Origin of the sequence: Acinetobacter sp. YH12098 (assembly GCF_013419235.1) — a bacterium.
Classification (GTDB): Bacteria; Pseudomonadota; Gammaproteobacteria; order Pseudomonadales; family Moraxellaceae; genus Acinetobacter; species Acinetobacter amyesii.
In genome coordinates, this window is sequence record NZ_VPAO01000039.1 from 1 (window position 1) to 26,581 (window position 26,581).

Genomic DNA, 26,581 nt, shown 5'->3' on the forward strand with positions numbered 1-26,581 from the left:
AAGACATTTAGAATATTAAGTGAACGCTATCGAAATAGACGGAAAAGATTCGGTTTACGCATTAACTTAATCGCTGCACTGGTAAACCGGATAAATTTTCAATAATGACTTTCGCAAGAGATCTATTTTCATGATGCATTATAAGGTTGGAAAATTACAAATGGTTATCACCCCAAATAACAATGACACCGTACTCGCAAACTTTATTTGGAAAAACGCCGATGATTTGCGTGGTGACTTTACACACACTCAATTCGGTAGAATCATCTTACCTTTCACCATCCTTAGATGTTTAGAGTGCGTGTTAGAAGAAAATAAGGCAAAAGTTCTTGCCACTTATGAGCAATTCAAAGATCAAGACCTAGCACTTGATGCCATTCTAAAAAATGCAAGCCAACGCCCTTTTTATAATACTTCAAATTACAGTCTTTCAACTCTTGGTGGCAACAAAACAAAAGCTAACCTTGAAGACTATATTTCAAAATTCTCAGAAAACGTCCGTAAAATTTTTGAAGGCTTTAAGTTTGCTCAAATTATTGCTGAACTAGATGATGCAAACCTTTTGCTTTTGATCTCAAAAAACTTTGCTGACATCGACCTACATCCCAATGTAGTGCCTGCCCGCACCATGAGTAATGTCTATGAACATCTCATTGCCAAGTTTGGTGCAGAGGTGGGTACAGGGTCGGAAGACTTCATGACACCACATGATGTTGTGCATTTGGCGACCACCTTATTACTACACCCTGACAATGAATTATTTGAACAAAATCTTGGGCTTGTCAGAAGTTTGTATGATATGACCTGCGGCACAGGGGGTTTCCTAAGTGATATGATGAATCATGTGGAAACTTATAAAGACCGCTATAAAGTAGCTCCCGTCTTAGTGCCACATGGTCAAGAAATTCAACCTGAAACACATGCTGTTGCTTTAGGTAACATGCTATTAAAGCGTTTGGAAACAGACCCAAGCCGTGACTTATCAGCAAATATCAAACTTGGCAGTACATTAAGTAATGATCAATTTGAAGGTAAACGCTTCCATTACCAATGTGCTAACCCTCCTTACGGCATGAAATGGGATAAGGATTCTGCTGCTGTAAAAGCAGAACAGAAATTAGGTTTTGCAGGGCGTTTTGGTGCAGGTGTTCCAAAGAGTAGTGATGGTTCAATGCTATTCTTGCAGAACTTGGTGGCAAAATTAGAAACCCCTGAGAATGGCGGTGGCCGTGGTGCAATTGTGCTTTCAGGTTCGCCTTTGTTTAACGGTAAGGCAAACTCAGGCGAGTCGAATATCAGACGTTGGTTGCTTGAGAATGATTTAATTGAAGCGATTGTTGCTTTACCTACAGAAATTTTCTTCCGTACTGGCATCACAACTTATATTTGGTTGATTTCAAACCGTAAACCCGCTCACCGTCAAGGTAAAGTTCAGCTTATTGATGCGTCAGGTTTAGGCTCTTCAATGCGTAAAAATGAAGGTAACAAACGTACTTACCTTGATGAAAACTCTATTGCAGAAATCACCCGTATTTATGCTGACTTTGAAGAAAGTGAAATCAGTAAAATCTTTGATTACACCGAATTTGGTTATCGCCAAGTTCAGGTGCAACGTCCTCTACGCATGGACTTTCATTTTAGTGAGGACAAGCAACGCTTGCTTCAAGATACTAAGGAATTTAATAAACTTAGTGCTATTGAACAAAGCGAAGTATTGAAATTTATTGAAAGCTTGGCAAGTGAAGTTAAACCGTTCTCATGGTTTCAATCAGAATTTCTTAAAAAGCTGCCTGTCAAAAAAGTAAGTAAGGCATTCAATCAATCTCTGCTTATGATTTTTGGTGAAAAAAATCCTGATGCTGAGATTGTTTCGCTGAACGGTGAAGTTTTATTTGATGCAGAATTGAATGATTCTGAAAGTATTCCATTGAATCAAGATATTCATGAATACATGGCGAAAGAAGTATTACCACATGCCCCTGATGCAGTTATTGATGAAAAAGTGGTAGATGCTCAAGACGGTCAAATTGGTTTGGTTGGATACGAAATTAACTTTAACCGTTATTTCTATAAGTTTGAACAACCTCGCCATCCAAATGAAACACTGGCTGAAATTAAAGAGCTTTCAGCAGAAGTTGCTCAGTTATTGGGGGAGATTTAATGATGATTTGTCCTAATTGCGAAGAGCATATTGTGCTTGAGGATTATGAAGATACTGCCCCATTTCAATGTGAACATTGTGACACTTGGTTGGAGCTTGAGATTGATGAAGGCACTTATTTAGGTGCTAAACATACAGCTTTACGCATTGTTGATGATCAAGATTTGGGTGAGGTGTAATCATGGATTTTAAACAGTACCCAAGTTACAAAGATAGTGGTGTGGAATGGTTGGGTGAAGTTCCTGAACATTGGGTTGGCTCTAAATTTAAGTATATATTTCAAGAGAAACAACACACAAAAAACATGAACCTTCCATTTGGGGCTATTAGCTTTGGTTCGGTTGTTTATAAAAAAGATAAAGCAAACTTAACAGATGAATTGAAAGAAAATTATCAAGAGGTATTACAGGGTGAGTTTTTAGTAAACCCGTTAAATCTAAATTATGACTTAAAAAGTCTGCGAACAGCTTTATCTAAAATAGATGTAGTTGTTAGTTCAGGTTATTTCGTTCTAAAGTTAAAAAACAATACTTTTAATAAAAGATATTTAGAGTATCTGCTTTATATATTTGATATTAGGAAAATGAAAACCTTGGGTGCGGGGATACGTCAAACACTCACATTTAAGGATATGGCTGTGTGTGATGTAGCAATTCCTAGTGCTTGTGAACAAACCCAAATCGTTTCATTCCTCGACTCCGAAACTTCCCGTATCGACAACTTAATTGCCAAGCAAGAAAAGTTAATCGAGAAGTTAGAAGAACATCGAAAATCTGTCATTTCTCATGCGGTAACGAAAGGCTTAGACCCAAATGCACCGATGAAAGATAGTGGTAGTGAATGGTTGGGGGAAGTGCCTGAACCTTGGAAGCTAACACCTATAAAATATTTGGTATATACACAAAAAGGATTTGCATTTTCAAGCCATATTTTTAAAGAAGATGGTGTTGGTATAACAAAAGCATCAGATATTAAGAATGGGACTATTTTAAAACCAAGCACTTTTATAGATGAAAATCACTTTGATGATTACCAAAAGTATCAGTTATATTCTAACGACATAATTATTAGCACAGTTGGTAGTACCCCTGATGTAGTTAATAGTGCTGTTGGGCAAATTGGGATGTTACCCCAAGATTTACAGGGCTGTTTGCTAAATCAAAATACAGTAATTTTCCGATCTAAAAGCAATAAGATTGAACAGAAATTTCTATATTATGTATTACTATCAAATGGGTATAGAAGTTATTTAGATTTATACGCTCATGGCACAGCAAATCAAGCAAGCTTAAGTATCGTAGATATGTTGACATTTTCAATTCCTTTACCATTAAAAAAGGAGCAAATGGATATTGTTAGACATATAGAAGAAAAATCATCAAAAATTGACACATTAATTGCCAAACAAAGAGAGCTTATTGAAAAACTAAAAAACCACCGTACATCAATCATTTCCCATGCTGTTACAGGGAAAATTGATGTACGTGATTTAGTTGCCTAGCCTGAAAGTAGTTCAGGAAGTGAAAAATTGATGGTGTGTAGAGGGATTTTACACACCATAGATCAACCGAATATGTGAGAATAAAGATGAACATGCTACTTTCAGACAAAGCACACTACGAGTCGCACTTAGAAGAATATATTGTGTCTAAACTCAAGGCACAGGGTTGGCTTGTTGGTGAAAGCAAAAACTACAATACTGACACGGCACTTTATACCGAAGATTTAATCGGTTGGATTAAAGATACACAGCCTGAAAAATGGGACAATCTGTTTAATAACAATGGTGAAAATACAGAAAAGACCATTGTTAGTCGTTTAGTCGCTGAAATTGAGCGTACTGATAACATCAGTGTATTCCGTAAGGGTTTTAAACTTGTGGGGGCAGGTACAGGCGGTATTATTCACCTGACTGAAACAGCACCCGAAGACAAGCGTAATGAAACGACCATTAAGAACTATAAAGCCAATCGCCTACGTGTCGTCCCTCAGCTTAAATACAATCCTACCCGTGATTTCCGTATTGATTTGGTCTTTTTCATCAATGGCTTGCCAATGGCAACTGTGGAAATCAAAACTGATTTTAATCAATCTATTGATGCTGCTAAAGATCAGTACAGACAAGACCGCAAACCGATTGACCCGAAGACCAAGCGTAAAGAACCGCTTCTGATGAGCAAGCGAGGTGCTATTGTTCACTTTGCTTTATCTGACTCAGAAATCTATATGACCACCTGTTTAGATGGCGATAACACCTTCTTCTTGCCATTTAACAAAGGGAATGATGGTCACGCAGGTAATCCACCTGTAGGTGAAGATGGTGAATATCCTGTCGCCTATTTTTGGGATTACATTTGCCAACCTGACAATTGGCTTAAAATTTTCCATGATTTCGTCTATATCGAAAAGAAAAAGAAAGCCGATCTTACAGGTAAGTACACCGTTCAAGAACGTCTAATCTTCCCTCGTTATCATCAGTTTGATGCTGTGTTGAAGATGCTTAATGACGCTAAAACAAATGGCGTTGGACTTAATTATCTATGTGAACATAGTGCAGGTTCAGGCAAAACTTCAACGATTGCTTGGACAAGTCACGGCTTAATCCGTCTAAGACAAGATGATGGTACTGCCTACTTCAACTCTGTGATTGTGGTGACAGACAGAACCGTACTGGATGATCAGCTTCAAGAAGCAATTAAGCAGATCGACCATCAAAAAGGTTTGATTGCGACCATTAATCGTGAGAATAAAGAAAATGGTGGTGGAACGAAGAGTAAGCAGCTTGAAAATGCGCTGATCTCAGGTACACCTATCATTGTTGTGACCATTCAAACTTTTCCTCATGTTATGGAAGCAATACTCACAGAGAACAGTCTGAGTGACCGTAGATATGCCATCATTGTTGATGAAGCGCATACCTCACAAACAGGCTCTACAGCATCCAAGCTACAGGCCACGCTTGCCTTAAAATCAAGTGCCGACTTGGAGAAGTTGTCAGTTGAAGAGTTACTGGCGCAAGTACAAAAGGCAAGAGGTAATATCAAAAATATTAGCCATTTCGCTTTCACTGCAACGCCTAAGCATTCAACTTACATGCTGTTTGGTCGCACCAAAGATGGCAAACCTGCAACAGATGATAATCTACCATTGCCATTCCATTTATATACGATGCGTCAAGCCATTGAAGAGGGCTTTATCCTTGATGTGCTTAAAGGTTATGTGCCGTACAAGACTGCCTTTAAGCTAGGTGGTGATGCGGTTGATAGTGAACAACGTGTGGAAGGAAAAGGTGCTCGTAGAGCATTAGCACGTTGGATGGCACTACATGCAACTAACGTCACTCAAAAAGTGCAATTCATTGTTCAGCATTTTCACCACAATGTTGCACACCTACTAAATAGCCAAGCCAAAGCAATGATTGTGACAAGTTCACGACCTGCTGCTATTCGTTACAAACTTGCTCTAGAGAAATATATTAATGAGAACCCTGAATACAGCCAATATCGTGTTTTAGTGGCATTCTCAGGCACGATTAAAGGTAGTGCTGTAAAGCATGATGATGATACCGATGCTCATGACATTTTCAATTTCAGTGATGATATTGAGTTTAGTGAAAAATCGCTAAATGAAGATAATCCGTGTGCTGATTTAAGAGATAGCTTTGATCGTCCTGAATACCGTTTAATGGTGGTCGCAAACAAATTCCAAACAGGCTTTGACCAACCAAAACTGTGTGCGATGTACTTGGATAAGAAAATCGCCAACCCTGTTGAAGTGGTGCAAACCTTATCTCGACTTAACCGTACTACGACAGGTAAAGATCAAACCTTTATCATTGACTTCGTAAATGACCCTGAGTGGATTCGCACTTGCTTTAAACAATACGATAGCGGTGCTGAGATGTATAACATTCAAGACCCTAACGTAGTTTATACCATCAAAGATACCTTGGATGAGTTAGAGTTATATGATGAAGACGATCTCGAAGCCTTTAAAAAGGCGAAGTTTAAGACCATTCGGGATTTAACGAAAGATGCTCATGATCATAATCAGCACAAAGCGTTATACCAAGCGACTGATAAGCCAACACGCTTGTTTAACTCTAAGTTAAAAAACCTTAAAGAAGCGATTGATGCGCAAGAAGAGTTGCATCAAAAGGCAAGAAAGGATGGTAATGCAAGTGGTCAAAGCCAAGCAGAGTTAGAGCGTAAAATTTTAGATGTGGAGCTTAAAAAACTCCTGAACTTTAAAAATGACTTGCTCAAGTTCGGCAGAATTTATAGCTACATTGCACAGATTATTGACTTTGCTGACCCTGAATTGGAGAACTTTGCAGCATTCAGTAAGTTGGTGGGCAAACGCTTAAATGGTATTGCAGCTAAAGAAGTGGATATTTCAGGTCTTGTGCTTACAGGCTATGGCATCTTTAAGAAAAAAGATGGCGAAACTGAGGGGGACGCAGAAGGTGAAATTTCAACTGTTCCTGTTGTTCCAATTACAGGCTCAGGTTCAACCGACCCTACACCAACGGCTTTATTCTACCTGCAAGAAGTTATTGATCGTATCAGTGCCGCCTTTGGTGATATTTCAACTCGTTATGAGCAAGCTGTTTTTATCAATCACCTCGCTGCAATTTTACGTGAAAATGAAGTGGTAATGGCTCAAGTTGAAAACAATCCCAAAGAAGTTGCTTTACAAGGCAACCTGCCGACTGCCTTAACCAATGCCATTATTCAAGCAATGGCTTCACATCAGCAGTTATCAGCCCATGCACTTAAGACCGATAGCCAAGCGATGCAAAATATCCTTTTAGCACTCTATAAGATGCTTAAAGATGGTACAACGCTTGATGTTGAAAAAATGAAGGGATAATCATGCTAAACATACTGCAATTGGATGGTGCTACACCCACAGATATTCGACATGAAGATGGTTCTATTATTATTTCAATAGAACCATCTGACGATGCTGTAGTGAAGCACTGTCACAATTGCGGTGCAAAGGTTTATAAACATGGCAAACGAGTCAATCACTTTGCTGATACACCCATGCAAATGCAACCTGTGAGTCTAGAGGTGACTCGCACTCGTTATCGCTGTGCAGAGTGCAAAAGCATGTTTATGCCTGAATTTACGTTCTTGGATGATAAAAGACGGGCAACCAGTCGATTAATTGATGCGATTAAAAAACGCTGTTTAAATAGCACATTTACGCATTTATCAGAAGAAACTGGCTTAGCAATTAATACCATCAAAAATATTACTTCTGATTATATTACTGAACTAGAAAATACGGTCAATTTTGAAACACCGACCATCATGGGGATAGATGAACTTAAATTAGGGGGGGAATACCGTTGTGTGATCACTAATCTAGGTATGAAGAGCTTGTATGACATGCTGCCTAATCGCAGACAAGAATTGCTCATTCCATATTTTGAGAAGCTGCCTGATGCAGATAAGGTGGAATGGGTTTGTACTGATATGTGGCGACCTTACAAGCGTTCATTTAGAGATTATTTACCCAATGCAACTTTGGTCATTGATAAGTTTCATGTGGTTCGCATCGCAAGTGAATTAATGGAAAAAGAACGCAAGAACATGCAAAGTCAATTCACTAAAGTTGCACGGCTAAATGCTAAAAAGAATTTACGTTGGTTAACCTTAAAAAGACCTGATAGCTTGAATGATCAGGAACTTGAGATGCTTGAGGACATGGAGAAAACCATGCCAAAGCTTAAGCTTGCCTATGATATTAAAGAAGACTTCTACAAGATTTATGATTGTAAAACCAAAGAAAAAGCAGAAGCAGCATTTAAAAATTGGGCTGACAACATTCCGAACGATCTCCCTCAATTTAATGATTTAGTAAAAACCGTATCCAATAATTATGATGACATTTTTGCTTATTGGGATGCACCGTTCAGTATTACCAATGCTTATACTGAGGGACATAATGGATTGACCAAAGTTGCAAACAGACTTGGGCGAGGTTATTCATTTGAAGTGATTCGAGCAAGGATGTTATACAATAAAATTGCAAGATCAGTGACAAGTATTTCAACCAAAGCAACTTCAACCAAACCATCAATTGTTACACCCAATAGTCCTGTTACTACTGTATCAAGTAAAGATTTGAACTTTAGTTTTTCAACCAAATATAAAAAAATGAAAACAGAATATGGAGCACACATTCCAACCTTGGTTGAATTGTTTGAAGAAGAATATGAGATTGATTAATTTAATTATTCAACCTCATAATGCAAATACCCCATTTTTGATTAGAAGCAGCCCTGTCTCAAACACTTGCGGATGACGTTACCGCGTATCGTTGTTTTATTTGAATCAAATTGCACTTCTGGTGTTACTGCGTAACATCAGTTAAATATTTAAGCAGTCCATTGAATTAAGATTGAATCTGACATTTGCGGATTCAATTTTCGGTCATAATACTGAAAGCACGCTTTTGCTCCCGCTGGCATTTTTTGTAGATCATCATCTATACGAAAATGCCGTGTATATTTTGTATGATTCACTAAAATTTCAACCCGCTCAAAAGGCTGTCTTTTATTTATATTTCCGCTACTCATATAACGCTGATAACTCACAACAGTGCCGCAGGCTTCAGAGCGAACATCTACCTGTAGTGATGAACAATAAATATAGCCTGCCAACAGTGTTGCTGCTGGGCCAAACAGCGCAGCATACTGTTTCAGCACAGATGTTTGCGTACTGTGAAAATGCAGCAGATAAATCCAAGGCCAAACCATTAGGCAAATGACACCACCTAAAATAAACAGCAATACCATCATGTGTTCAATTTCCTCAACCCCCTGCGATAAACCGAACTAGCGATCAACCCATTTTAATATTTTAGATTCAGCTAAATCGGGGTGTTCAAACTTATCTAAGTATTCAAAACAGACATATTCACCTTTATTTTTACGAAGAATAGTGTCATCAAATCGCAGGTGCCGATTATATTTTCGGCCATCAAATAAAATCGTAATCCGCTCAAAATGATCATGCTTAATTGAATAGGTCTTATAGAACTGTACAACACCGCATGTTTGTGACGGTAAAATCACTTTTTCTTCTTTTAAATACGCAGCCAAAGCTAAAATTAAACAGCCCGGAAGCAAAGCATAAAATGGAAAAGTATCCCGATGATTTTTATCCTTTAACTTGGGCACGATAAAAATGATCGTCAAAAATGGGACGATCACTAAACTCAGTAAACCTATCAAAACCATAAAGCTAAACATAATGCCCCGAGATGATATGTTAAGGCGCAAGCCACTCAACAATATTTGAACTCTTTAAATGTGAATATTGAAAGCGGTCATAAAAGCGAAAACAGACTTTTTCATTCGCACTTTTACGTGCTAAATATGCATCAAAGCGCATATCACGGGTATAGGCTGAACCTTCAAATTTTAATAAAATTTTTTCATAAGGATTGCAACGCGTCTGAGCTCGACCACTACAGTTTTCATAATGCTTATAGCCCACCACTACAGCACATGCTTTTGAAAGTACCATTGGCTTTTCTTTTTTCATCGACATGCCAAAATGATAAGACATCCCTCCAAACACTAACATTAAGCCCATCACCACAAATGGCAAGACTGCCCATTTTTCCCCTTCTTTTTCAGCTTTTGGCAAGTACACCACTAAAGTTGCAATAAACCCAAAAAAACAAAAGAAAAATAGAATTAAGCCTAGAATAATCAAAAAATTAGACATGATTTCGGTCAATATTTCATTTATAAAGCAATCTAACACATTCGTTTATTTTTCCATAAAAAAAGCTCACCGAAGTGAGCTTTAAATACTTTATAAGCATAAAGATTTTAAAATTTTAGATCTTTTAATTGAACGATATTTGCATTAGCTTTGCTCAATGATTCCATCACTTTTGACATGACAGCAGGAACCAATGAATCCGCCATTTGTGCTGCTTGTAAGCCTAACTTCTCACCCAGTGTTGGTTTTTTGCGGGTTTCAATCATATATACATCATGTTGTGGCATAAGACTTAATAGATATTCATCTGACGTTTGGAGTTTATCGACCAAATTGAGATCCATTGCATCTTGACCATACCAATGCTCACCTGTGGCAACTTTATCGACATTGAGCTGAGGACGGTATTTTTCAACAAAGTGTTTAAACAAGTTATGGGTTTGCTGTAACTCTTCTTCAAATTTGGCTTTACCTTCAGCAGTATTTTCACCAAACATAGTTACGGTACGTTTGAACTGACCCGCGGTATACAGTTCAAAATCGATATGTTTTTCTTTCAATAAACGGTTAAAGTTCGGCACTTGTGCAACCACACCAATCGAACCCACCACGGCAAATGGTGCTGAAACGATCTCATTTGCAATGCAGGCCATCATATAGCCACCGCTTGCAGCAACTTTATCCACGCAAATGGTTAAGTTAAATCCAGCATCACGTAAACGTACCAATTGTGCAGCGGCCAGACCATAGCCATGCACCATCCCGCCTGGACTTTCTAAACGTAAAACCACGCGGTCACGTCCTGCTTTTGCTGTCGCTAAGATCAGGGTAATTTCTTCACGTAGACTCGTTACCGCAGATGCAGCGGTATCACCATTAAAATCGATTACATAAATTTTTTGGTTATTCTTTTTACGTGCGCGCGCTTCTTTTGATAATTGTTGGCTTAGTTGCAGCAGCTCAAGTTTAGATGCAGTCGTTTGCGCAATTTTTTTTCGTTGTTCATTGATACGTGCATTTAAGTGGCTTACACGAATTTCCGCAGGCAACTTGGGATTATGAAATAGCATAAAATTGAAACTCATTTAATTCATATTTATGTTGTATAACATGTGGGTTACATCACAAAAATTCAATCTATTTTTTGAAAATAATTCTCATTGAGTCAAATTGAGCTTTTTATTTCTATCAATCCTTTTCTACCTAATTATTGACTTCATAAAAAAAGAGCCTTTCGGCTCTATTTTCAAACAGTCTAGATTAACCAAAACGACCGGTAATATAGGCTTCTGTAAGCTGATGATCCGGTTGGGTAAAGACTTTTTCAGTGGAATTCACTTCAATTAAATCACCCAAATGGAAATATGCGGTACGGTCAGAAACACGCGCTGCTTGTTGCATCGAGTGTGTCACAATCGCAATGGTATATTGCGCTGAAAGTTCAGTGATGAGCTCTTCTACTTTTGCTGTTGCAATTGGATCGAGTGCTGAACAAGGTTCATCCATTAAAATCACTTCAGGACTGACAGCAATGGTTCGCGCAATACATAGACGTTGCTGCTGACCACCTGAAAGTCCTGTACCCGGTTGGTTCAAACGGTCTTTCACTTCATCCCAAAGGCCTGCTTTACGCAGACTATTTTCAACAATTTCTTCCATGTCGTATTTGTCACGTGCCAAACCATGCAATTTTGGACCATAAGCGACATTGTCAAAAATAGACTTTGGGAATGGGTTCGGCTTTTGGAAAACCATACCCACTTGGGCACGCAGTAACACCACATCGAGATTTGGATCATAGATATCTTGATTATCCATAAGCACTTGCCCTGTCACACGACAAGAATCAATCGTGTCATTCATACGGTTGAGCGTACGTAGGAAAGTTGACTTACCACAACCAGACGGACCAATAAAGGCAATCACTTCATTTTCATAAATGTTCAGATCTATGCCTTTGATCGCTTCAGATTCACCATAGTACACATGCACATCATTGGTACTGATTTTCACATTGCTCGATTTCGCATCTTTTTTCGCGCTAGATTGCGTATCGAATTGTGACACAAACGCAGTATTGGTTTGTTTTTGGCTGCCCTGAGCAGAGGTAAATTGTGTTTGTTCTGGATTCACGGACTTATCCTGATATAAGGAATTCTTTTCAGTTGTAATGACGCTATTCATATAATGCCCTCAATTACCAGCGTACTTCAAATTTCTTACGTAACCAGATGGCTAAACTGTTTAAGCCGATCATGAGAGCAAGAAGTACAATGATTGCTGCTGCGGTACGTCCTTCAAAGAAGTTACGTAGCTCATTACCTTGCCAAAGGAAAATTTGTACAGGTAATGCAGTGGATTGATCTAAAGGAGTGGCTGGTACACTTGCCACAAAGGCACTCATACCAATCAATAATAATGGAGCAGTTTCTCCTAGGGCTTGCGCAACACCAATAATGGCACCGGTTAAGATACCTGGTAATGCCAGTGGCAAGACGTGGTGAAATACAGTTTGTAAACGTGATGCACCCAAACCTAAAGCGGCTTGACGGATCGATGGAGGAACAGCTTTTAGTGAAGCACGTGTGGTAATAATGACCGTTGGCAAAGTCATCAAACTTAAGACTAAACCACCAACCACAGGAGCCGAAAGCGGCATATGCATCCAACCAATAAAGATCGCTGCACCAAGCAAACCAAAGACAATCGAAGGAACCGCTGCTAAGTTGTTAATGTTGACTTCGACAACATCGGTAATCCAGTTTTTAGGTGCAAATTCTTCTAAGTAAATTGCGGATGCTACACCAATTGGAATCGAAATAATGATCACGATCAGCATCATAAATAACGACCCCATAAATGCGCCTGCTAAACCTGAAGTTGCAGGTGAGCTACGAGAGTCTGGATTCTTAAATATTTCAGTATTAAATGAGTTAGTAATAACACCATCAGCTTTAAGTTTATCTGCAAGTTGGCGTACTTCTGGGCTCAATTGTTGCTGTTCATCAGGCAAGCTGCGGTCAATATTACCAGCCAACCAGACATCGACATTAGCATCTGCAAGGATTTTAAAATCTTGTTTTTGACCAATCAATGACGGATCTGCCATTACCATGTCACGTAAGCGATAAGCTTCTGAACTTGTATATAAACTGTTGAGATCATCACGTTGTGAGGCAATCGCTGGATCTTTTGCTATGATGCCATTTACGATGAGCGCATCCCAATCCACCATGCCCATTTCAGTTTGCCAAGCAATGTAACGCTCTTGGAACTGTGCAGGTGATTCACCTTCTTTTTGAACCGGTTTCGCACCAACTTTGACAATGTTTGGATCAAAAAACACAGGTACCGTCATTGAGCTTTGCCAAAATGCAGGTAAACCTTTGGCTAAAATACTACCAAACAATAGCACGACGAACAATAAGCCAGTCACTACTGCACTAAAGCCCAAGACACGGAAGGTATTTTCTTTACGGTGTCTTTTCGCCAATGAGTTTTCAATGATTTTCTTACGTTTTTCACGAAGCTCAGCGGCTGCATGTGAATCAAATTTTTGATCCATGTTTGATGTATTCGTAGTACTCATTCGTATTGCTCACGGTATTTACGCACAATGTACAGTGCAACAATATTCAGCCCTAAGGTAATCACAAACAGTGTTAAACCGAGTGCAAAAGCAACTAATGCTTGAGGACTCGCAAAGTCTGTATCACCTGTTAATTGGTTTACGATGGTAATAGTGACGGTAGACACCGCTTCGAGTGGGTTGATATGCAGTAAAGGACTGTTCCCTGCTGCAAGCACCACAATCATGGTTTCACCAATTGCACGAGATGCTGCCAATAAGAATGCACCGATGATGCCCGGCAATGCAGCTGGAATCACTACTTGGCGAATGGTTTCTGATTTTGTAGCACCCAAACCGAGTGAACCGTCACGAAGCGCGCGAGGGACTTGGGTAATGATGTCATCAGATAATGATGAAACAAATGGGATAATCATAATCCCCATCACAAAGCCTGCTGTTAAAGCACTGGTTGCATTAATATCGAGTCCGATATATGCGCCAAGTTGTTTTGCAAAGGGTCCAATAATCATTAAGGCAAATACACCATAAACAATCGTTGGAATACCTGCGAGAACTTCAATGGCCGGTTTTGCCCAAGCACGGAAACTTGGCTTTGCATATTCAGCTAAGTAAATGGCAATCATCAAACCAACAGGAACAGCAACCAATAGCGCAATACCACTAACCATGAGTGTGCCCCAAAGGAGTGGCAGCAAACCATAACTACCTTCAGCATTCCCTGATGTACTAAAACCGGGGTTCCATTCAGTGCCTAAGAAGAAATCTAGTGGACTGACAAAACTAAAGAAACGCATGGCTTCACTGAACATCGACATCACAATGCCAACTGTTGTCAGGATTGCGACACCCGAACACAGTGCCAATGCGATATTAATGACTTTTTCGACTTGGTTACGTGCACGATATTTTTCTGCGATGCGGCGTTTAGCCATGACTAAACCAATCAATCCCGCACAAATCACAATGGCCAATTTTGCATATGAGCCAATGTTTTCAATTTTCTTTAATTGTTCTGCTGCTGCAAGTTCATATGCAGCTGGCGTATCACTCACCCCAAAACCAGAAGCAATCGCTTGAACGCGGTCAACCATTACGCTCGTGCTTGCAGGATCTAAACTTAAACGAATATTTTCAGGGACATTATTTAAAATAACATGTTGAAAAACACTCGGTTCAACCAAGTTCCAAACAATCAAGATTAAAAAAGCGGGAATCCCACACCATAAAGCGACCAAAACACCATAATAGCCCGGTCGTGAATGCAACATTGCTGAGTTATTGCCTTTACCTGCAAGTTTGCGACTTTTGGTCAGTCCAACTTGATAAGCGATTGCAATAATTGCGAGCAACACACCAATAAGTAGCAGATTCATGTAATCTCCACTGTTTTTTCAAAAGCCCTTCTTGAAAAAACTGTTTCTTTGCAAAAAGCCAATGGCAGGTCAATCCTGCCATTGGCTGTTTCAATCCAATTATTTAACTGCTTTACCAGCTTTAAAGTTTGCAAGAACTGCAGCGCGCTCTTTGTCAGACATTGAAATTAAGCCTGCTTTTTCAAGCTTAGAACCTTTACCAGATACTTTTTTGCTTACAAAGAATTCTGTAAATTCTTTCAAGCCTTTGATTGATTTAAGATGCTCACCTTTCACGTAGAAGAACAATGGACGTGATACAGGGTAAGAACCATTCAGAATTGTTTTCTCAGATGGCGCAACATTGTTTACTGTCGCTACACGTAATTTGTCACGGTTTTGATCATAGAAACCTAAACCGAATACACCTACAGCGTTAGGTGAAGTTTTTAAGCGTGCCAATGTCTCTGTATAGTCACCAGCAATTTCAATTACACGGCCATCTTTACGGAATGTAGAACATGCCTTTTTCTTTGCATCTTTATCTAGCTTCGCAAATGCTTGGTAAGTTTCACAGCCAGCATCTACCATTTTCTCTTGGAATACTTCACGAGTACCGTGATTTGATGCAGGAATAACTAAAGTGATTGCTTCGTTTGGTAAAGTTGGGTCGATTTGATTCCAACGTGTGTATGGGTTTGGAACCAATTTACCTTTTGAAGGTAATTCAGCAGCAAGTGCAGCAAATACGTGCTGTGGGCGAAGTTTGAATGCGGCTTTTTTAGCGTTTGATGCAAACACGATACCGTCATAACCTACTTTAATCTCAAGAACTTGGTTTACACCTGCTTTTTTACAAGCAGCAAGCTCAGTGTCTTTAATTTTACGAGATGCATTAGCAATATCGATAGTGTTATCACCAACGCCATTACAGAATTGTTTCAAACCACCAGAAGTACCACCAGAACCTACAACAGGTGCTTTAAATTGTGGGAATGTATTACCAAACTCTTCTGCAACAATACTTGCGTAAGGCAGTACAGTTGAAGAACCAGCAATTTGGATCGTGTCACGAGCTGCATTTGCAGTTGTAGCGACTGTTGCCCCAGTAGTGAGTACCATAGCAAGTGCGATATGATTTAAGCGCATTCTCATCTCTCTTAATTGATGCATTTATTGGAGTACGCCACTTTTTTTTATAAAGTCTTGTACTTTTTCGATATCTGCATTTTGATTTTAGAGTATGACAGTTAAGTTACATCTTTATGACGCTTTTATGATAATTGATAATTGCGCTTTGATTTAAATATAATTCTTTATTTTTCAATATGTAATAAAATTTATCAAAATATTGGCCTTTTTTATTTCTGCTTTGATATTCGTAAGAATTCATGTCCATGTCATATTTTGTCTTCATTTATTTTTTCAATTTCACCGCTGTTACTGCTCTGCGCACATGCGCATGTTCGATTTTTTGTGCCGCAGCATTCCAATAATTGAAATTTATCTAAACACAGGCTTGACCTATATTCGAAAAAAGACAGCCTGATGACAGTAAAATGAATAGCAAAACCATTGCGACCTTTAATCCTGATTTGCCAGTACACATGACTTTTGATGAACATGACTGGCATTTGCTCGCTGAATATTGGTATCCAATCGCGCTTGCACGAAACATTACAGAACAGCCTTATGGCACGATGCTATTGGACATGCCTTTGGTCATTTATAAAATGAACGGTCAGCTCATTGTCGCCAAAGATGCCTGCCCGCACCGCGGCGTTCCGCTGAGTTTAGGCAAAAATGACGGTCAAGGGGTGGTCTGCCGCTATCACGGTTTACGTTTTGGTGAACACGGTCATTGCAACCGCATCCCTGCACATCCTGAGCACAAGATCTCCCCGCGCTTTAACTTACGAACTTATGCCGCAGTCGAACGCTATGGACTGATTTGGTGCTCACTCACTGCCGCTAAAGATACTGCGCCGAATATTCCTGTCATGCCGAATTGGGATGAAGCCGAGTTTCAGCAATTGGTGTGCCCAACGGTCGATTTTCAATGTTTTGCAGGTCGACAACTCGAAGGCTTTATTGATGTCGCGCATTTTGCTTGGGTACATCCAGATACGTTTGGCGACCCTGAAAATGTAGAAGTCCCAGACTACAAAACCATTGAGACTGAAACAGGATTTAATGCAGACTATTGGAGCAGTGTTGGGCGCTACCCGATTGGTTTAGAACAGCGCGGACAAGACGGCTTTCAATGGCTGCGCCATTTCGAAATTCATCTGCCGTTTACCGCAACGCTGACCATTCATTTTCCAAATAACAGCAAGCAAGTGATTATGAATGCGGCTTCACCGATGACTGCTCGTTCTACCCGTCTATTTGCGCCTATCTGCCGTAATTATGACAAAGACCTGCCTGTAGAAGATGCTTATGACTTTAACCTGAAAATATTTGAGGAAGACCGCCTTGTATCTGAATCGCAAAAGCCTGAATATTTACCCTTAGATTTAAGCATCGAAGCGCATTTTCCAGCGGACCGCAGTTCCAGCATGTACCGCAAATTATTGCGTAAAAAAGGTTTTAGTCCATTATTTGCGGCATAACATTAATATCGTATTGCATTCACCTCACCCTAACCCTCTCCTACAAGGAGAGGGAAACTCCTTTACAAGCCTTATATTGGTTATAAATATTGTGGTATCTTATTCATCAAATGATAAACATCAATGAATATCGCGACTGGCGACAGGGATGTCACTATAAGGTAATGGTCACATGGATGTCACTATAAGGTAATGGTCACATGGATGTAACTTTTCCCTGAGAAGGATTTTAGATACTTTGATCCCTCAAAGTAACAATCTGCCTACGCAGTAAACTATCATCACTCAATGAAAAATTGTGGTGATGTAATAAATTAAGCACCTTTTCATTTAAAAAAAAGGAGCTCAAATGAGCCCCTTCTTCTACAACTACAAAATGACAATTAGTCAATTGCAGGTGTATATGTACCGTCAGCGATTGGGCCTTTGATACGATCCGCTTCTGCAAGCACCAGAGCAAGCAAATTCTTCACGTTGTCTAAAGTCGCTACTGGGCTTAAAGTCGTCATTTTCAAAGATTGAACCTGACCTACTTTAGTTACACCAATATTCGCTTCACCACGTGCAAACAATTCGTCTGCTACGTTTTGGTTCAATGTATCTAACAATTCAACTGGGTAACCTTCAGGGATCACACGGAACAATACGGATGCAAATTGAGGATCAACCAGCATTTCTAGACCATCAGTTGCATTGATATAATCTGCAACATCACGTGTTAGACCTACACCGTGGTCGATCATCGAACCGTAAAGCTCTTCACCTAGCGCTTCAACCGTCATCCACAATTTCAACGCGTCAAAACGGCGAGTTGTTTGTAGTGACTTAGACACCAAGTTAGGAACCCCATGCTCTTCATCATAAGCAGAGTTTAAGTACTCAGCTTCATAATGCATGAAACGATAGTTCGCTTCATCTTTCAGCAAGAACGCACCACATGAAATCGTTTGGAAGTAATGCTTATGGAAATCAAGCGTTACCGAGTCAGACAGTTCAATACCGTCTAACATTGAACGATAGTCATTTGAAAGAATCAGTGCACCGCCCCATGCTGCGTCGATATGCATCCACGCGCCATATTTGTTGGTGATTTCACGAATTTCTTTCAATGGGTCAATTGCGCCTGCATCAGTTGTACCCGCAGTTGCAACTACACATGCTACGATTTTACCTTCCGCTTGAAGGTGAGCCATGGTTTTCTCAAGTGCGTCCATGTCCATGCGTGCATTCGCATCCACAGGAACAGTGACAACAGATTGGAAACCCATACCCATCATGGCCATGTTCTTTTGCACAGAGAAGTGTGCATTTTCAGAACAGATCACTTTGACATTACGCATTGCTTCCGCAGGTACGCCATCACGCTGAACAGACCACGGGTTACCGTTTTCGTCTTTCCAGTTTTTAGCAATACATGCATCACGTGCAAGCAAAACACCCATTAAGTTAGACTGCGTACCGCCAGAGGTGAATACACCTGCTTGACCTGCACCATAGCCAACTTTTTGGCGAAGCCAGTCAATTAACTGAACTTCCATCAATGAACCTGCAGGGCTTTGATCCCATGAGTCCATAGATTGGTTTGTCGCGTTAATTAACACTTCCGCAATTTGGCTAGTGACCATTGTTGGACAGTGTAAATGCGCGAGTGAATGAGGATGATGCACCTTTAAACTTTTGTTTAAGAACAGCTCAACCATACGGTCTAGTGATTTTTGTACACCCATACCTTCTTTAGAAGGATTGAATGCAATTGCACTACGAAGCTCTTTAATACTACCGCCGGTGTACATTTTGTCATTTTGCAACCATGCAGAAACGGCTTTTACCGCTTCGCCCATTGCTGACTGGTAGTCAGCAATGGATTGTGCATCATTGCAGAATAACGCTTTACGATGTTCTGCAAAATCAACCATTATTACGCGCCTCGAGTTGCAACAAGTGCTTCAGCAAGTGCTTTCTTGAAGCGAACGATCACCTCAATACATTCAGCTTGATTGATGATCAATGGGCAAAGTAAACGAATGACTGTACCGTTACGACCACCTTTTTCTAACAACAATTTGTTGTTGAAACATGCTGCTTGAATTGCTGCTGCCAATTGAGAATCACCTGGTAAAGAACCCATGTGATCTGCTTTTTGACGCTCATCAACAATTTCAACACCAATCATCAAGCCACGACCACGTACATTACCGATACATGGGAATTCTACAGCTAATTTTTTCAATTCAGCTTGTAAGAAATCACCACGTTCTTGTGCGTTTTGCGCAAGATTTTGCTCTTTGATGGTTTTTATTGTTGCAAGACCAGTACCCATAGCAAGTTGGTTACCACGGAATGTACCCGTGTGACCCGCTGGTTGCCATGCGTCAAACTTACGTTTAATACCCAATACTGCAAGTGGTAAGCTACCACCAACTGCTTTAGACATTACAACGACGTCTGGCTCAATACCTGCATGTTCAAAGGCAAACATTTTACCTGAACGTGCAAAGCCCGCTTGTACTTCATCAAGAATCAACACGATGTTGTGCTTTTCAGTCACTTCTCGGATTTTCTTTAACCATTTTACAGGTGCAGTCACCACACCGCCTTCACCTTGGATTGCTTCCAAGATTACAGCTGCAGGTTTTGTTACACCGCTTTCTACGTCTTCAATGAAGTTTTCGAAATAATACGTTAATGCGTCTACACCCGCTTCACCACCAATGCCTAATGGGCAACGGTATTCATGCGGATACGGCATAAATTGAACACCCGGCATTAAGCCGTTCACAGCATTTTTAGCAGACAAGTTACCTGTCATTGCTAAAGAACCGTGAGTCATACCATGGTAACCACCTGAGAAGCTGATTACTGAACTACGACCAGTGTAAGTTTTTGCTAATTTAATTGCTGCTTCTGTACCATCTGCACCAGACGGGCCACAGAACTGTAGACAATACTCTTCTTTACCACCAGGTAATTGCTCAAGTAGTGCTTCAGTAAAAGCATCTTTTAAAGGCGTTGTTAAATCCAAAGTATGCAATGGGAGGCCACTTGCAAGTGTATCTTGGATACTTTGAATTACCGCAGGATGATTATGGCCTAATGCCAATGTTCCTGCCCCAGCTAAACAATCGAGGTACTCTGTACCTTCAACATCGGTAACCCAACAACCTAAAGCTTTTGCTATCGCAAGTGGAAGTTTACGCGGATAGCTACGAACATTGGATTCCATCTGGCTTTGGCGAGTCAAATAGTATTCGTTAGTAGAATTAGTGGCAGGGTTTACAGAAGAAACGCTCATATCGAATTACCATCTCTGATATGGGTTGAAAGAAATAAGTCGGGTGACTTGCGGTCCTTTGACTCGGTGCTTTATGAGTTTCTAGTTAGTTTTAAGAGCTCTTTGTGTAATGGCTAACTAGACGGCGGATGATACAGACTTTTTCAATAAAATAAATCACTTTTATGATCAAATAAAAAGATAATTGAGAGAAAAAACAGATCTATGCCATGGATAACCTGAATTATCATCTTACAGTGTGACAAAACAAAGAAAACCTTTTTATTTTATGCTTTTTTACAATTTATGAATGATTATTGTAATCTTCAAACATTTACGCAATTAAGTATTGATTATTTGAAGCAATATTCATCAAGCACTGCATTTATTTTTCTTGAAAGATTTACAATCCCACCACAGATTTTCCTTTAATCCATCACAATCCCCTTTTAAGATAAGAGCATAAGCTAAATTAGTCATTCTGAAAGAAGAATAGGTCATAACAATGCGTAAAATTATCTTATCTACTGTTTTATTAGCATCCGGTCTAGGTTTGGCAGCAGCAACTCAAGCAGCCGACCCACTCAATTACAACATCGTGAACATTCAGGCGGATGCTACTCGCCAAGTGTCGAACGACCAAATGTATGCCGTTTTATATATTGAAAAATCAAATAAACAACCGGCTGAACTTGCTACCCAAATCAACCAATTGATGACCCAAGCGGTGAACACAGCCCGTAAATACCCTGCGGTAAAAATCGAAACGGGATCTCAAAGCACCTACCCGATTTATGACAATGACAGTCGTAAATTGAAAGAATGGCGTGGTCGTGCCGAAGTGCGTTTAGAAAGTACAAATTTTAAAGCAGCTAGCCAGTTGGTAAGCGAGTTACAACAAAATTTCCAAACTCAGTCCATCAGCTTTAGTGTGTCAGATGCACAGCGTAAAAAAGTTGAAAATGAACTGATGGTTGAAGTATCCAAAAACTTTCAACAACGTGCCCAAGCGCTCGCTCAGGCATGGAATAAATCAGGCTACAACTTGGTTAATATTAATTTAAATACCAGCAATTATGGTGGTCAGCCAGTTCCGCGTATGGCGATGATGAAAGCTGCGGCAGCTGATGCTATTCCTGAGCAAGAAATGGCAGGTGGCGAATCTAAAATCACGGTAAATGCCAACGGTACCATCCAGTTTAAATAATTAAGTATATTTCAAGAAACCGTGCTTTAGCGCGGTTTTTTTGACTATAAATTCCATCTAATCTTTATTTAAACCAAACAGTATTTCACCCGTTCATCAGATGCAACAGGTGGTAAATATATTGGTCAGCCACGTACTTTCTTTTTACAAACTTCATTCGACTTTTAAACTGATCTAAATATAAAAATCCCACCAAGTGTGGGATTTTTATTGAACAACACATATGGACATCCATATATTCATATGTAAAGATATATGCAAATCCATATATACAGATAAACATGGAACAGACTGAATTTTTCAAATTACTTGCAGATGAGACTCGTCTGAACATCATCATGCTGTTGGCATGTAAAGGTGAACTCTGCGTCTGCGAACTCACTGAGTCCCTTGAATTAAGCCAACCTAAAATTTCGCGTCATTTGGCATTACTGCGTTCATCAGGTGTGCTGAGTGATCAACGTAAAGGTCAATGGGTCTATTACTCCATTCACCCTGCACTGCCTACTTGGTGCACACAAATACTCGATGTCATGCGTCACCAAGAACGATTTAAAGACCTAGATTTAAATTCCCCAAAAAACACGACAACATTGTGTGAAACGCTATGAATTTTTTATTTCTATGTACTGGCAATAGCTGCCGCAGCATTTTATCCGAAGTACTTTTTAACCAGCGTGCCCCTGAAGGTTTCCGTGCCTATAGCGCAGGAAGTAAACCTTCAGGACAAGTCCACCCGTTTACCTTGAAAACCCTACAAAACATTAATCTACCGACTGAGGGTTTGTCGAGTAAATCCATCGCAGCATGTGAACAATACCAACCCGATGTGGTAATTACCGTCTGTGGTTCTGCCGCTCAAGAAGCTTGCCCAATTTACTTAGGTTCTGCCATCAAAGCCCACTGGGGCTTAGAAGATCCTTCCCATTTAGAGCTTGCAGATGACATCAAACTTGCAGCTTTTCTTGATACCGTGGCGCATATTAACCGCCGTTTAGATGCTTTATTTGCACTCGATTTTACGCAATTAAGTCGTGAAGAGCTCAACCTAGAAATCCAAAAAATTTCAGAGATCCAATAATGGCTGCTGCAAAACTGTCATTTCTAGACCGCAATTTAACGCTATGGATTTTTATTGCAATGGGGCTAGGCATTGCGATTGGCGTGTATGTTCCTAGTGCTTCAAGAGCTTTAAATCAACTCAATATCGGTGATGTCAATATTGCGATTGCCATTGGTATAATCCTGATGATGTATCCACCTTTGGCGAAAGTGGATTACAAAGCGCTGCCTGAAGTGTTTAAAGACAAACGCACCCTATACCTATCACTGCTTCAAAATTGGTTAATCGCACCTTGCCTGATGTTTATTTTGGCTATCGTGTTTTTACAACATTATCCTGAATACATGACCGGTTTGATTCTGATTGGTTTAGCACGTTGTATTGCTATGGTTCTGGTTTGGAATGATCTCGCTTGTGGGGATAACCAATACGTTGCGGCTTTAGTGGCATTTAACAGTATTTTCCAAATTGCATTTTTTAGTACCTACGCATGGTTCTTTTTGAGTTTTTTACCGCCATATTTTGGTATCGAAGCACAAGTAATCCAAGTCAGCTTTTGGACCATCACACATGCAGTATTGGTGTATCTAGGTATTCCCTTCCTGCTCGGTTTCCTGACGCGTGCCATATTGGTAAAACAAAAAGGTCTGGATTGGTATAAAAATCAATTTATACCCAAAATCAGCCCCATCAGTTTAATCGCATTACTCTTTACCATTGTGGTGATGTTTAGCCTCAAAGGTGCAGATGTCGTGAGCCTTCCGATGGATGTACTGCGTATTGCCATTCCCCTCACAATCTACTTTGTGGTGATGTTTTTCATTAGCTTTTTGATGAGCAAATGGATGGGCAATAACTACGCCAAAACCACTGCGATATCCTTTACCGCAGCAGGTAATAATTTTGAACTTGCCCTCGCTGTTGCCATCGCCACCTTTGGCATTGCATCTCCGATTGCATTTACCACGATTATTGGCCCATTGGTTGAAGTCCCTGTGCTAATTGCATTAGTTAGTGTATCGCTCTGGTTAAAACGCAAATGGTATAAAGAGAACTAAAATGAAGCTCCCCAATATTCAACTAGATTTACTTGAAACACCGCGTTTTGAGCAAGTTCAAGCTAAAGCACTTGAACATCCGCCACGCATTCTGCTGCTATATGGCTCTAACCGTGAACGCTCATTTAGCCGCCTAACGGTATTGGAGGCGGGTCGTATCCTTGAACATTTTGGTGCAGAAGTCAAAATTTTTCATCCTAAAGGTCTTCCACTGCCTGAAGATGCTGAAACTTCACATCCCAAAGTTCAGGAATTACATGAATTGCTTACATGGTCAGAAGGCATGGTTTGGTGTTCGCCAGAACGACATGGTGCGATGAGCTCTATATTGAAAGCACAAATTGATTGGATTCCTTTAGCGTCAGGTGCCATTCGTGCTACTCAAGGTAAAACGCTGGCGTTAATGCAAGTCAGTGGTGGTTCGCAATCTTTTAATGCGGTTAACCAAATGCGCATCCTTGGGCGTTGGATGCGGATGATCACGATTCCAAATCAATCTTCCGTTGCAAAAGCATTTTTAGAGTTTGATGAAAATGATCGCATGAAACCTTCCTCCTATTACACTCGCATTGTCGATGTGATGGAGGAATTATATAAATTTACCCTACTCACACGTGGTCAATCTGCCTACCTCACAGATCGCTATTCTGAACGAGTTGAAAGTGCGGAAGAACTCTCTAAACGAGTTAATCAAAAGAACCTTTAATGAAAAACTCCTGCATCTGTACAGGAGTTTTGGTCTAAAATATCCATCCGTTTCAACTTAAACTAATAATTTATAAAATAATGTCGTTGAATCTATTGTACCTGTATGGCTCAATGCAAATTGCGGAATGATCCCAGCTTTTATAAAGTTAAATTTTTCATATAGCTTTTCAGAGACATCGCCTGTACGCGTATCAAGTACAAGTAATTTCAAGTTCAAATGTTTTGCTTGATCTTCTGCAAGTGTGAATAGTTGATGAGCAATGCCTTTTTGACGTGCCTTTGGATGCACCATAAGTTTTTCAATCTCAGCACGATGCAGTGCATTGGCTTTGGTGGCACGAACCAATTGTACTGTGCCCACAACTTCACCGCTTTGCAGCGCCACCCACAAAAAGGTTTTATGCTTTTGAATATTCTTTGCCACAGCAGACCAATATTCATCATAGTGCGACTTAGATTCTTTAGCTAAAAAACCCAGTGATGCACCATCTTGCACACATTGGGCCAATAATTCACACAGTTGAGCCTGCTCATCTTTTAGATCTTGAAGGTTTAAATATTAAATTTCGCTCATATTCTTCTCGTCTTATTACTATTTTTATCGTTATATTCAAATGGCATGCCATAAAAAATCCCGCTCGGAAGCAGGATTTTGATCTTTCAATTTAGTAAATCGACATATGATTGCGATGGATCATTTCAAGTGATCGGGCTTCCCCTAAAACTTGATGAACTTTATCTGAGGCCAAACCTTTAACGATTTCTGCCGAGCGTGAACTGAAGTTTACACGACCGACGGCAACACGATGACCTTGTGTATCGACGCATTCCACCACATCACCACGTTCAAAATGCCCTTCAACCGCTTTCACGCCTACAGGTAATAAACTGCGGTGATTATCACGAATGGCTTTGACTGCACCATCATCAATCACTAAACGACCAGCTGTTTGTAAATGTGCAGCTAACCATTGTTGATGGGCTGTGACACGGTCATTATCCGTAATGAATAAGGTACCGAGTAATTCACCGGCCATCACACGTGAAAGTACATTGTCGCTATCACCGCTCGCAATGACTGTTGGACAACCGGACTTGGCTGCCAAACGTGCCGCACGAACTTTGGTCAACATACCACCACGACCGAATTTACCGCCGCCACCAGCCATATCGAATAATGATTCATCCATTGCACGTACTGTATGGAACAGTTTTGCATCTGGATTGGAACGAGGGTCTGAGTCAAACATGCCTTCTTGGTCAGTTAGAATCACCAAAAGGTCTGCATGAACCTGTCCAGCCACCATCGCAGCCAAAGTATCGTTATCGCCAAAGCGGATTTCGTCAGTCGACACTGTGTCATTTTCATTGATCACAGGAATCACACGCCAATCAATCAAATGCTGCAAGGCATCACAAGAGTTTAAATAACGACGACGGTCAGCCAAATCGTCATGGGTTAATAAAACTTGAGCTGTACGAATAGAACGTTGTTCTAAAACGCTTGACCAAGTATGTATTAAACCCATTTGTCCAATGGCTGCGCAAGCCTGAAGACTGGGTAGATCTGTGGGTCGGCTGTCCAGATTCATTCGAACCATACCTTCAGCCACAGCACCGGAAGACACAAGAATGATCTCGTGTCCTGCATTGTGTAGTTCTGCAATTTGTCCCGCCCAATGCGAGATTGCATCCAGATCTAACCCTTTTCCGTTTGCTGTGAGTAGTGATGATCCGATTTTAACAACGATACGTTTACAACCCTTGAGCTGACGTTGCCCATCTACCACTTCTATCATCTTGTCCTCAGAC

23 protein-coding genes and 2 pseudogenes are annotated in these 26,581 nt (G+C 40.2%); 13 read left to right on the top strand and 12 right to left on the bottom strand.

Translation table 11 applies throughout. From position 1 onward, the window contains the following. The 6 genes and pseudogenes from FTU38_RS12805 to FTU38_RS12830 all read left to right on the top strand — a co-directional run. Positions 1–105: pseudogene (locus FTU38_RS12805) on the top strand (IS5/IS1182 family transposase); the annotation flags it as partial. Between the two features lie 55 nt (positions 106–160). Beyond that, entirely contained in the window at positions 161–2,161 is a 2,001-nt protein-coding gene (locus FTU38_RS12810; RefSeq protein ID WP_180111423.1) for a class I SAM-dependent DNA methyltransferase, read from the top strand. Then, positions 2,161–2,340 carry a hypothetical protein gene (locus FTU38_RS12815; protein WP_038405887.1) on the top strand — a complete coding sequence of 60 codons (180 nt, stop codon included), beginning with the start codon at positions 2,161–2,163 and terminating at the stop codon, positions 2,338–2,340. The genes FTU38_RS12810 and FTU38_RS12815 overlap by 1 nt, the downstream gene beginning before the upstream one ends. A gap of 2 nt (positions 2,341–2,342) precedes the next feature. Next, positions 2,343–3,662, top strand: a complete 1,320-nt coding sequence (locus FTU38_RS12820; RefSeq protein WP_180111404.1) for a restriction endonuclease subunit S — start codon at positions 2,343–2,345, stop codon at positions 3,660–3,662. Positions 3,663–3,748: 86 nt separating this feature from the next. Beyond that, a complete protein-coding gene (locus tag FTU38_RS12825) occupies positions 3,749–7,033 on the top strand; it encodes a type I restriction endonuclease subunit R (RefSeq protein ID WP_180111405.1) in 3,285 nt (1,094 codons plus the stop codon). Positions 7,034–7,035: 2 nt separating this feature from the next. After that, positions 7,036–8,400, top strand: coding sequence for an ISL3 family transposase (locus FTU38_RS12830; protein WP_180111406.1), 1,365 nt, complete (start codon positions 7,036–7,038; stop codon positions 8,398–8,400). 149 nt (positions 8,401–8,549) lie between these two features. Here the strand turns inward: FTU38_RS12830 and FTU38_RS12835 are convergent, their stop codons facing one another. The 8 genes from FTU38_RS12835 to FTU38_RS12870 form a co-directional block, all read right to left on the bottom strand. After that, on the bottom strand, positions 8,550–8,972 hold the full coding sequence (locus FTU38_RS12835; RefSeq protein ID WP_180004912.1) for a hypothetical protein: 423 nt from the start codon (positions 8,970–8,972) through the stop codon (positions 8,550–8,552). A gap of 36 nt (positions 8,973–9,008) precedes the next feature. Then, a complete protein-coding gene (locus FTU38_RS12840) occupies positions 9,009–9,413 on the bottom strand; it encodes a hypothetical protein (protein ID WP_257225720.1) in 405 nt (134 codons plus the stop codon). A 31-nt stretch (positions 9,414–9,444) separates the two neighbouring features. Beyond that, positions 9,445–9,906, bottom strand: a complete 462-nt coding sequence (locus FTU38_RS12845; protein WP_180004914.1) for a hypothetical protein — start codon at positions 9,904–9,906, stop codon at positions 9,445–9,447. A 107-nt stretch (positions 9,907–10,013) separates the two neighbouring features. Then, the gene (gene sohB / locus FTU38_RS12850; protein WP_180004915.1) at positions 10,014–10,976 is read right to left on the bottom strand and encodes a protease SohB; all 963 of its coding nucleotides are present in this window, start codon (positions 10,974–10,976) and stop codon (positions 10,014–10,016) included. Positions 10,977–11,166: 190 nt separating this feature from the next. Next, positions 11,167–12,090, bottom strand: a complete 924-nt coding sequence (pstB, locus tag FTU38_RS12855) for a phosphate ABC transporter ATP-binding protein PstB (RefSeq protein WP_218948527.1) — start codon at positions 12,088–12,090, stop codon at positions 11,167–11,169. Positions 12,091–12,103: 13 nt separating this feature from the next. Further along, positions 12,104–13,495: a phosphate ABC transporter permease PstA gene (pstA, locus tag FTU38_RS12860; RefSeq protein ID WP_180111408.1), complete on the bottom strand. Its 1,392-nt coding sequence runs from the start codon at positions 13,493–13,495 to the stop codon at positions 12,104–12,106. After that, positions 13,492–14,871, bottom strand: a complete 1,380-nt coding sequence (pstC, locus tag FTU38_RS12865) for a phosphate ABC transporter permease subunit PstC (protein ID WP_180111409.1) — start codon at positions 14,869–14,871, stop codon at positions 13,492–13,494. The genes pstA and pstC overlap by 4 nt, the downstream gene beginning before the upstream one ends. 99 nt (positions 14,872–14,970) lie before the next feature. Next, positions 14,971–15,999 carry a substrate-binding domain-containing protein gene (locus FTU38_RS12870; RefSeq protein ID WP_180076938.1) on the bottom strand — a complete coding sequence of 343 codons (1,029 nt, stop codon included), beginning with the start codon at positions 15,997–15,999 and terminating at the stop codon, positions 14,971–14,973. Positions 16,000–16,409: 410 nt separating this feature from the next. Between FTU38_RS12870 and FTU38_RS12875 the strand changes: the two genes are divergently transcribed. Then, the gene (locus FTU38_RS12875; protein WP_180111410.1) at positions 16,410–17,462 is read left to right on the top strand and encodes a Rieske 2Fe-2S domain-containing protein; all 1,053 of its coding nucleotides are present in this window, start codon (positions 16,410–16,412) and stop codon (positions 17,460–17,462) included. Between the two features lie 383 nt (positions 17,463–17,845). Here the strand turns inward: FTU38_RS12875 and FTU38_RS12880 are convergent, their stop codons facing one another. Together FTU38_RS12880 and FTU38_RS12885 are read right to left on the bottom strand one after the other, a co-directional pair. Further along, on the bottom strand, positions 17,846–19,378 hold the full coding sequence (locus FTU38_RS12880; protein WP_180004918.1) for an aspartate aminotransferase family protein: 1,533 nt from the start codon (positions 19,376–19,378) through the stop codon (positions 17,846–17,848). A 2-nt stretch (positions 19,379–19,380) separates the two neighbouring features. Further along, positions 19,381–20,754, bottom strand: coding sequence for a diaminobutyrate--2-oxoglutarate transaminase (locus FTU38_RS12885; protein WP_180004919.1), 1,374 nt, complete (start codon positions 20,752–20,754; stop codon positions 19,381–19,383). 484 nt (positions 20,755–21,238) lie between these two features. Between FTU38_RS12885 and FTU38_RS12890 the strand changes: the two genes are divergently transcribed. The 6 genes and pseudogenes from FTU38_RS12890 to arsH all read left to right on the top strand — a co-directional run bounded on the left by FTU38_RS12890 (position 21,239) and on the right by arsH (position 24,767). Continuing rightward, entirely contained in the window at positions 21,239–21,940 is a 702-nt protein-coding gene (locus tag FTU38_RS12890; protein ID WP_180004920.1) for an SIMPL domain-containing protein, read from the top strand. Positions 21,941–22,015: 75 nt separating this feature from the next. Next, positions 22,016–22,108 (top strand): annotated as a pseudogene (locus FTU38_RS17045) (hypothetical protein); the annotation flags it as partial. Positions 22,109–22,221: 113 nt separating this feature from the next. Then, positions 22,222–22,551, top strand: a complete 330-nt coding sequence (locus tag FTU38_RS12895) for a metalloregulator ArsR/SmtB family transcription factor (protein ID WP_168379193.1) — start codon at positions 22,222–22,224, stop codon at positions 22,549–22,551. Further along, positions 22,548–23,021: an arsenate reductase ArsC gene (locus FTU38_RS12900; RefSeq protein WP_180004921.1), complete on the top strand. Its 474-nt coding sequence runs from the start codon at positions 22,548–22,550 to the stop codon at positions 23,019–23,021. The genes FTU38_RS12895 and FTU38_RS12900 overlap by 4 nt, the downstream gene beginning before the upstream one ends. Then, on the top strand, positions 23,021–24,061 hold the full coding sequence (gene arsB, locus FTU38_RS12905) for an ACR3 family arsenite efflux transporter (protein WP_180004922.1): 1,041 nt from the start codon (positions 23,021–23,023) through the stop codon (positions 24,059–24,061). Before FTU38_RS12900 ends, arsB begins: the two co-directional genes overlap by 1 nt. 1 nt (position 24,062) lies before the next feature. Then, positions 24,063–24,767 (top strand): arsenical resistance protein ArsH, encoded by a 705-nt coding sequence (gene arsH, locus FTU38_RS12910; protein WP_168379190.1) that lies wholly within the window; start codon positions 24,063–24,065, stop codon positions 24,765–24,767. A 57-nt stretch (positions 24,768–24,824) separates the two neighbouring features. Here the strand turns inward: arsH and FTU38_RS12915 are convergent, their stop codons facing one another. Both FTU38_RS12915 and proB read right to left on the bottom strand, forming a co-directional pair. Beyond that, positions 24,825–25,277, bottom strand: coding sequence for a GNAT family N-acetyltransferase (locus tag FTU38_RS12915; protein ID WP_180111411.1), 453 nt, complete (start codon positions 25,275–25,277; stop codon positions 24,825–24,827). 157 nt (positions 25,278–25,434) lie between these two features. Further along, the gene (gene proB, locus FTU38_RS12920; protein WP_180004924.1) at positions 25,435–26,568 is read right to left on the bottom strand and encodes a glutamate 5-kinase; all 1,134 of its coding nucleotides are present in this window, start codon (positions 26,566–26,568) and stop codon (positions 25,435–25,437) included. Between the last annotated feature and the right edge of the window lie 13 nt (positions 26,569–26,581).

Bases quoted from the DNA above. Each gene is read 5' to 3' on its own strand.
- arsB (WP_180004922.1), top strand. From the start codon at position 23,021: ATGGCTGCTGCAAAACTGTCATTTCTAGACCGCAATTTAACGCTATGG.
- proB (WP_180004924.1), bottom strand. From the start codon at position 26,568: ATGATAGAAGTGGTAGATGGGCAACGTCAGCTCAAGGGTTGTAAACGT.
- FTU38_RS12840 (WP_257225720.1), bottom strand. From the start codon at position 9,413: ATGGTTTTGATAGGTTTACTGAGTTTAGTGATCGTCCCATTTTTGACG.
- FTU38_RS12900 (WP_180004921.1), top strand. From the start codon at position 22,548: ATGAATTTTTTATTTCTATGTACTGGCAATAGCTGCCGCAGCATTTTA.
- FTU38_RS12820 (WP_180111404.1), top strand. From the start codon at position 2,343: ATGGATTTTAAACAGTACCCAAGTTACAAAGATAGTGGTGTGGAATGG.
- FTU38_RS12830 (WP_180111406.1), top strand. From the start codon at position 7,036: ATGCTAAACATACTGCAATTGGATGGTGCTACACCCACAGATATTCGA.
- arsH (WP_168379190.1), top strand. From the start codon at position 24,063: ATGAAGCTCCCCAATATTCAACTAGATTTACTTGAAACACCGCGTTTT.
- pstA (WP_180111408.1), bottom strand. From the start codon at position 13,495: ATGAGTACTACGAATACATCAAACATGGATCAAAAATTTGATTCACAT.
- FTU38_RS12895 (WP_168379193.1), top strand. From the start codon at position 22,222: ATGGAACAGACTGAATTTTTCAAATTACTTGCAGATGAGACTCGTCTG.
- FTU38_RS12885 (WP_180004919.1), bottom strand. From the start codon at position 20,754: ATGAGCGTTTCTTCTGTAAACCCTGCCACTAATTCTACTAACGAATAC.
- FTU38_RS12880 (WP_180004918.1), bottom strand. From the start codon at position 19,378: ATGGTTGATTTTGCAGAACATCGTAAAGCGTTATTCTGCAATGATGCA.
- FTU38_RS12825 (WP_180111405.1), top strand. From the start codon at position 3,749: ATGAACATGCTACTTTCAGACAAAGCACACTACGAGTCGCACTTAGAA.
- FTU38_RS12890 (WP_180004920.1), top strand. From the start codon at position 21,239: ATGCGTAAAATTATCTTATCTACTGTTTTATTAGCATCCGGTCTAGGT.
- FTU38_RS12835 (WP_180004912.1), bottom strand. From the start codon at position 8,972: ATGATGGTATTGCTGTTTATTTTAGGTGGTGTCATTTGCCTAATGGTT.
- FTU38_RS12875 (WP_180111410.1), top strand. From the start codon at position 16,410: ATGAATAGCAAAACCATTGCGACCTTTAATCCTGATTTGCCAGTACAC.
- pstC (WP_180111409.1), bottom strand. From the start codon at position 14,871: ATGAATCTGCTACTTATTGGTGTGTTGCTCGCAATTATTGCAATCGCT.
- FTU38_RS12870 (WP_180076938.1), bottom strand. From the start codon at position 15,999: ATGCGCTTAAATCATATCGCACTTGCTATGGTACTCACTACTGGGGCA.
- pstB (WP_218948527.1), bottom strand. From the start codon at position 12,090: ATGAATAGCGTCATTACAACTGAAAAGAATTCCTTATATCAGGATAAG.
- FTU38_RS12815 (WP_038405887.1), top strand. From the start codon at position 2,161: ATGATGATTTGTCCTAATTGCGAAGAGCATATTGTGCTTGAGGATTAT.
- sohB (WP_180004915.1), bottom strand. From the start codon at position 10,976: ATGCTATTTCATAATCCCAAGTTGCCTGCGGAAATTCGTGTAAGCCAC.
- FTU38_RS12845 (WP_180004914.1), bottom strand. From the start codon at position 9,906: ATGTCTAATTTTTTGATTATTCTAGGCTTAATTCTATTTTTCTTTTGT.
- FTU38_RS12810 (WP_180111423.1), top strand. From the start codon at position 161: ATGGTTATCACCCCAAATAACAATGACACCGTACTCGCAAACTTTATT.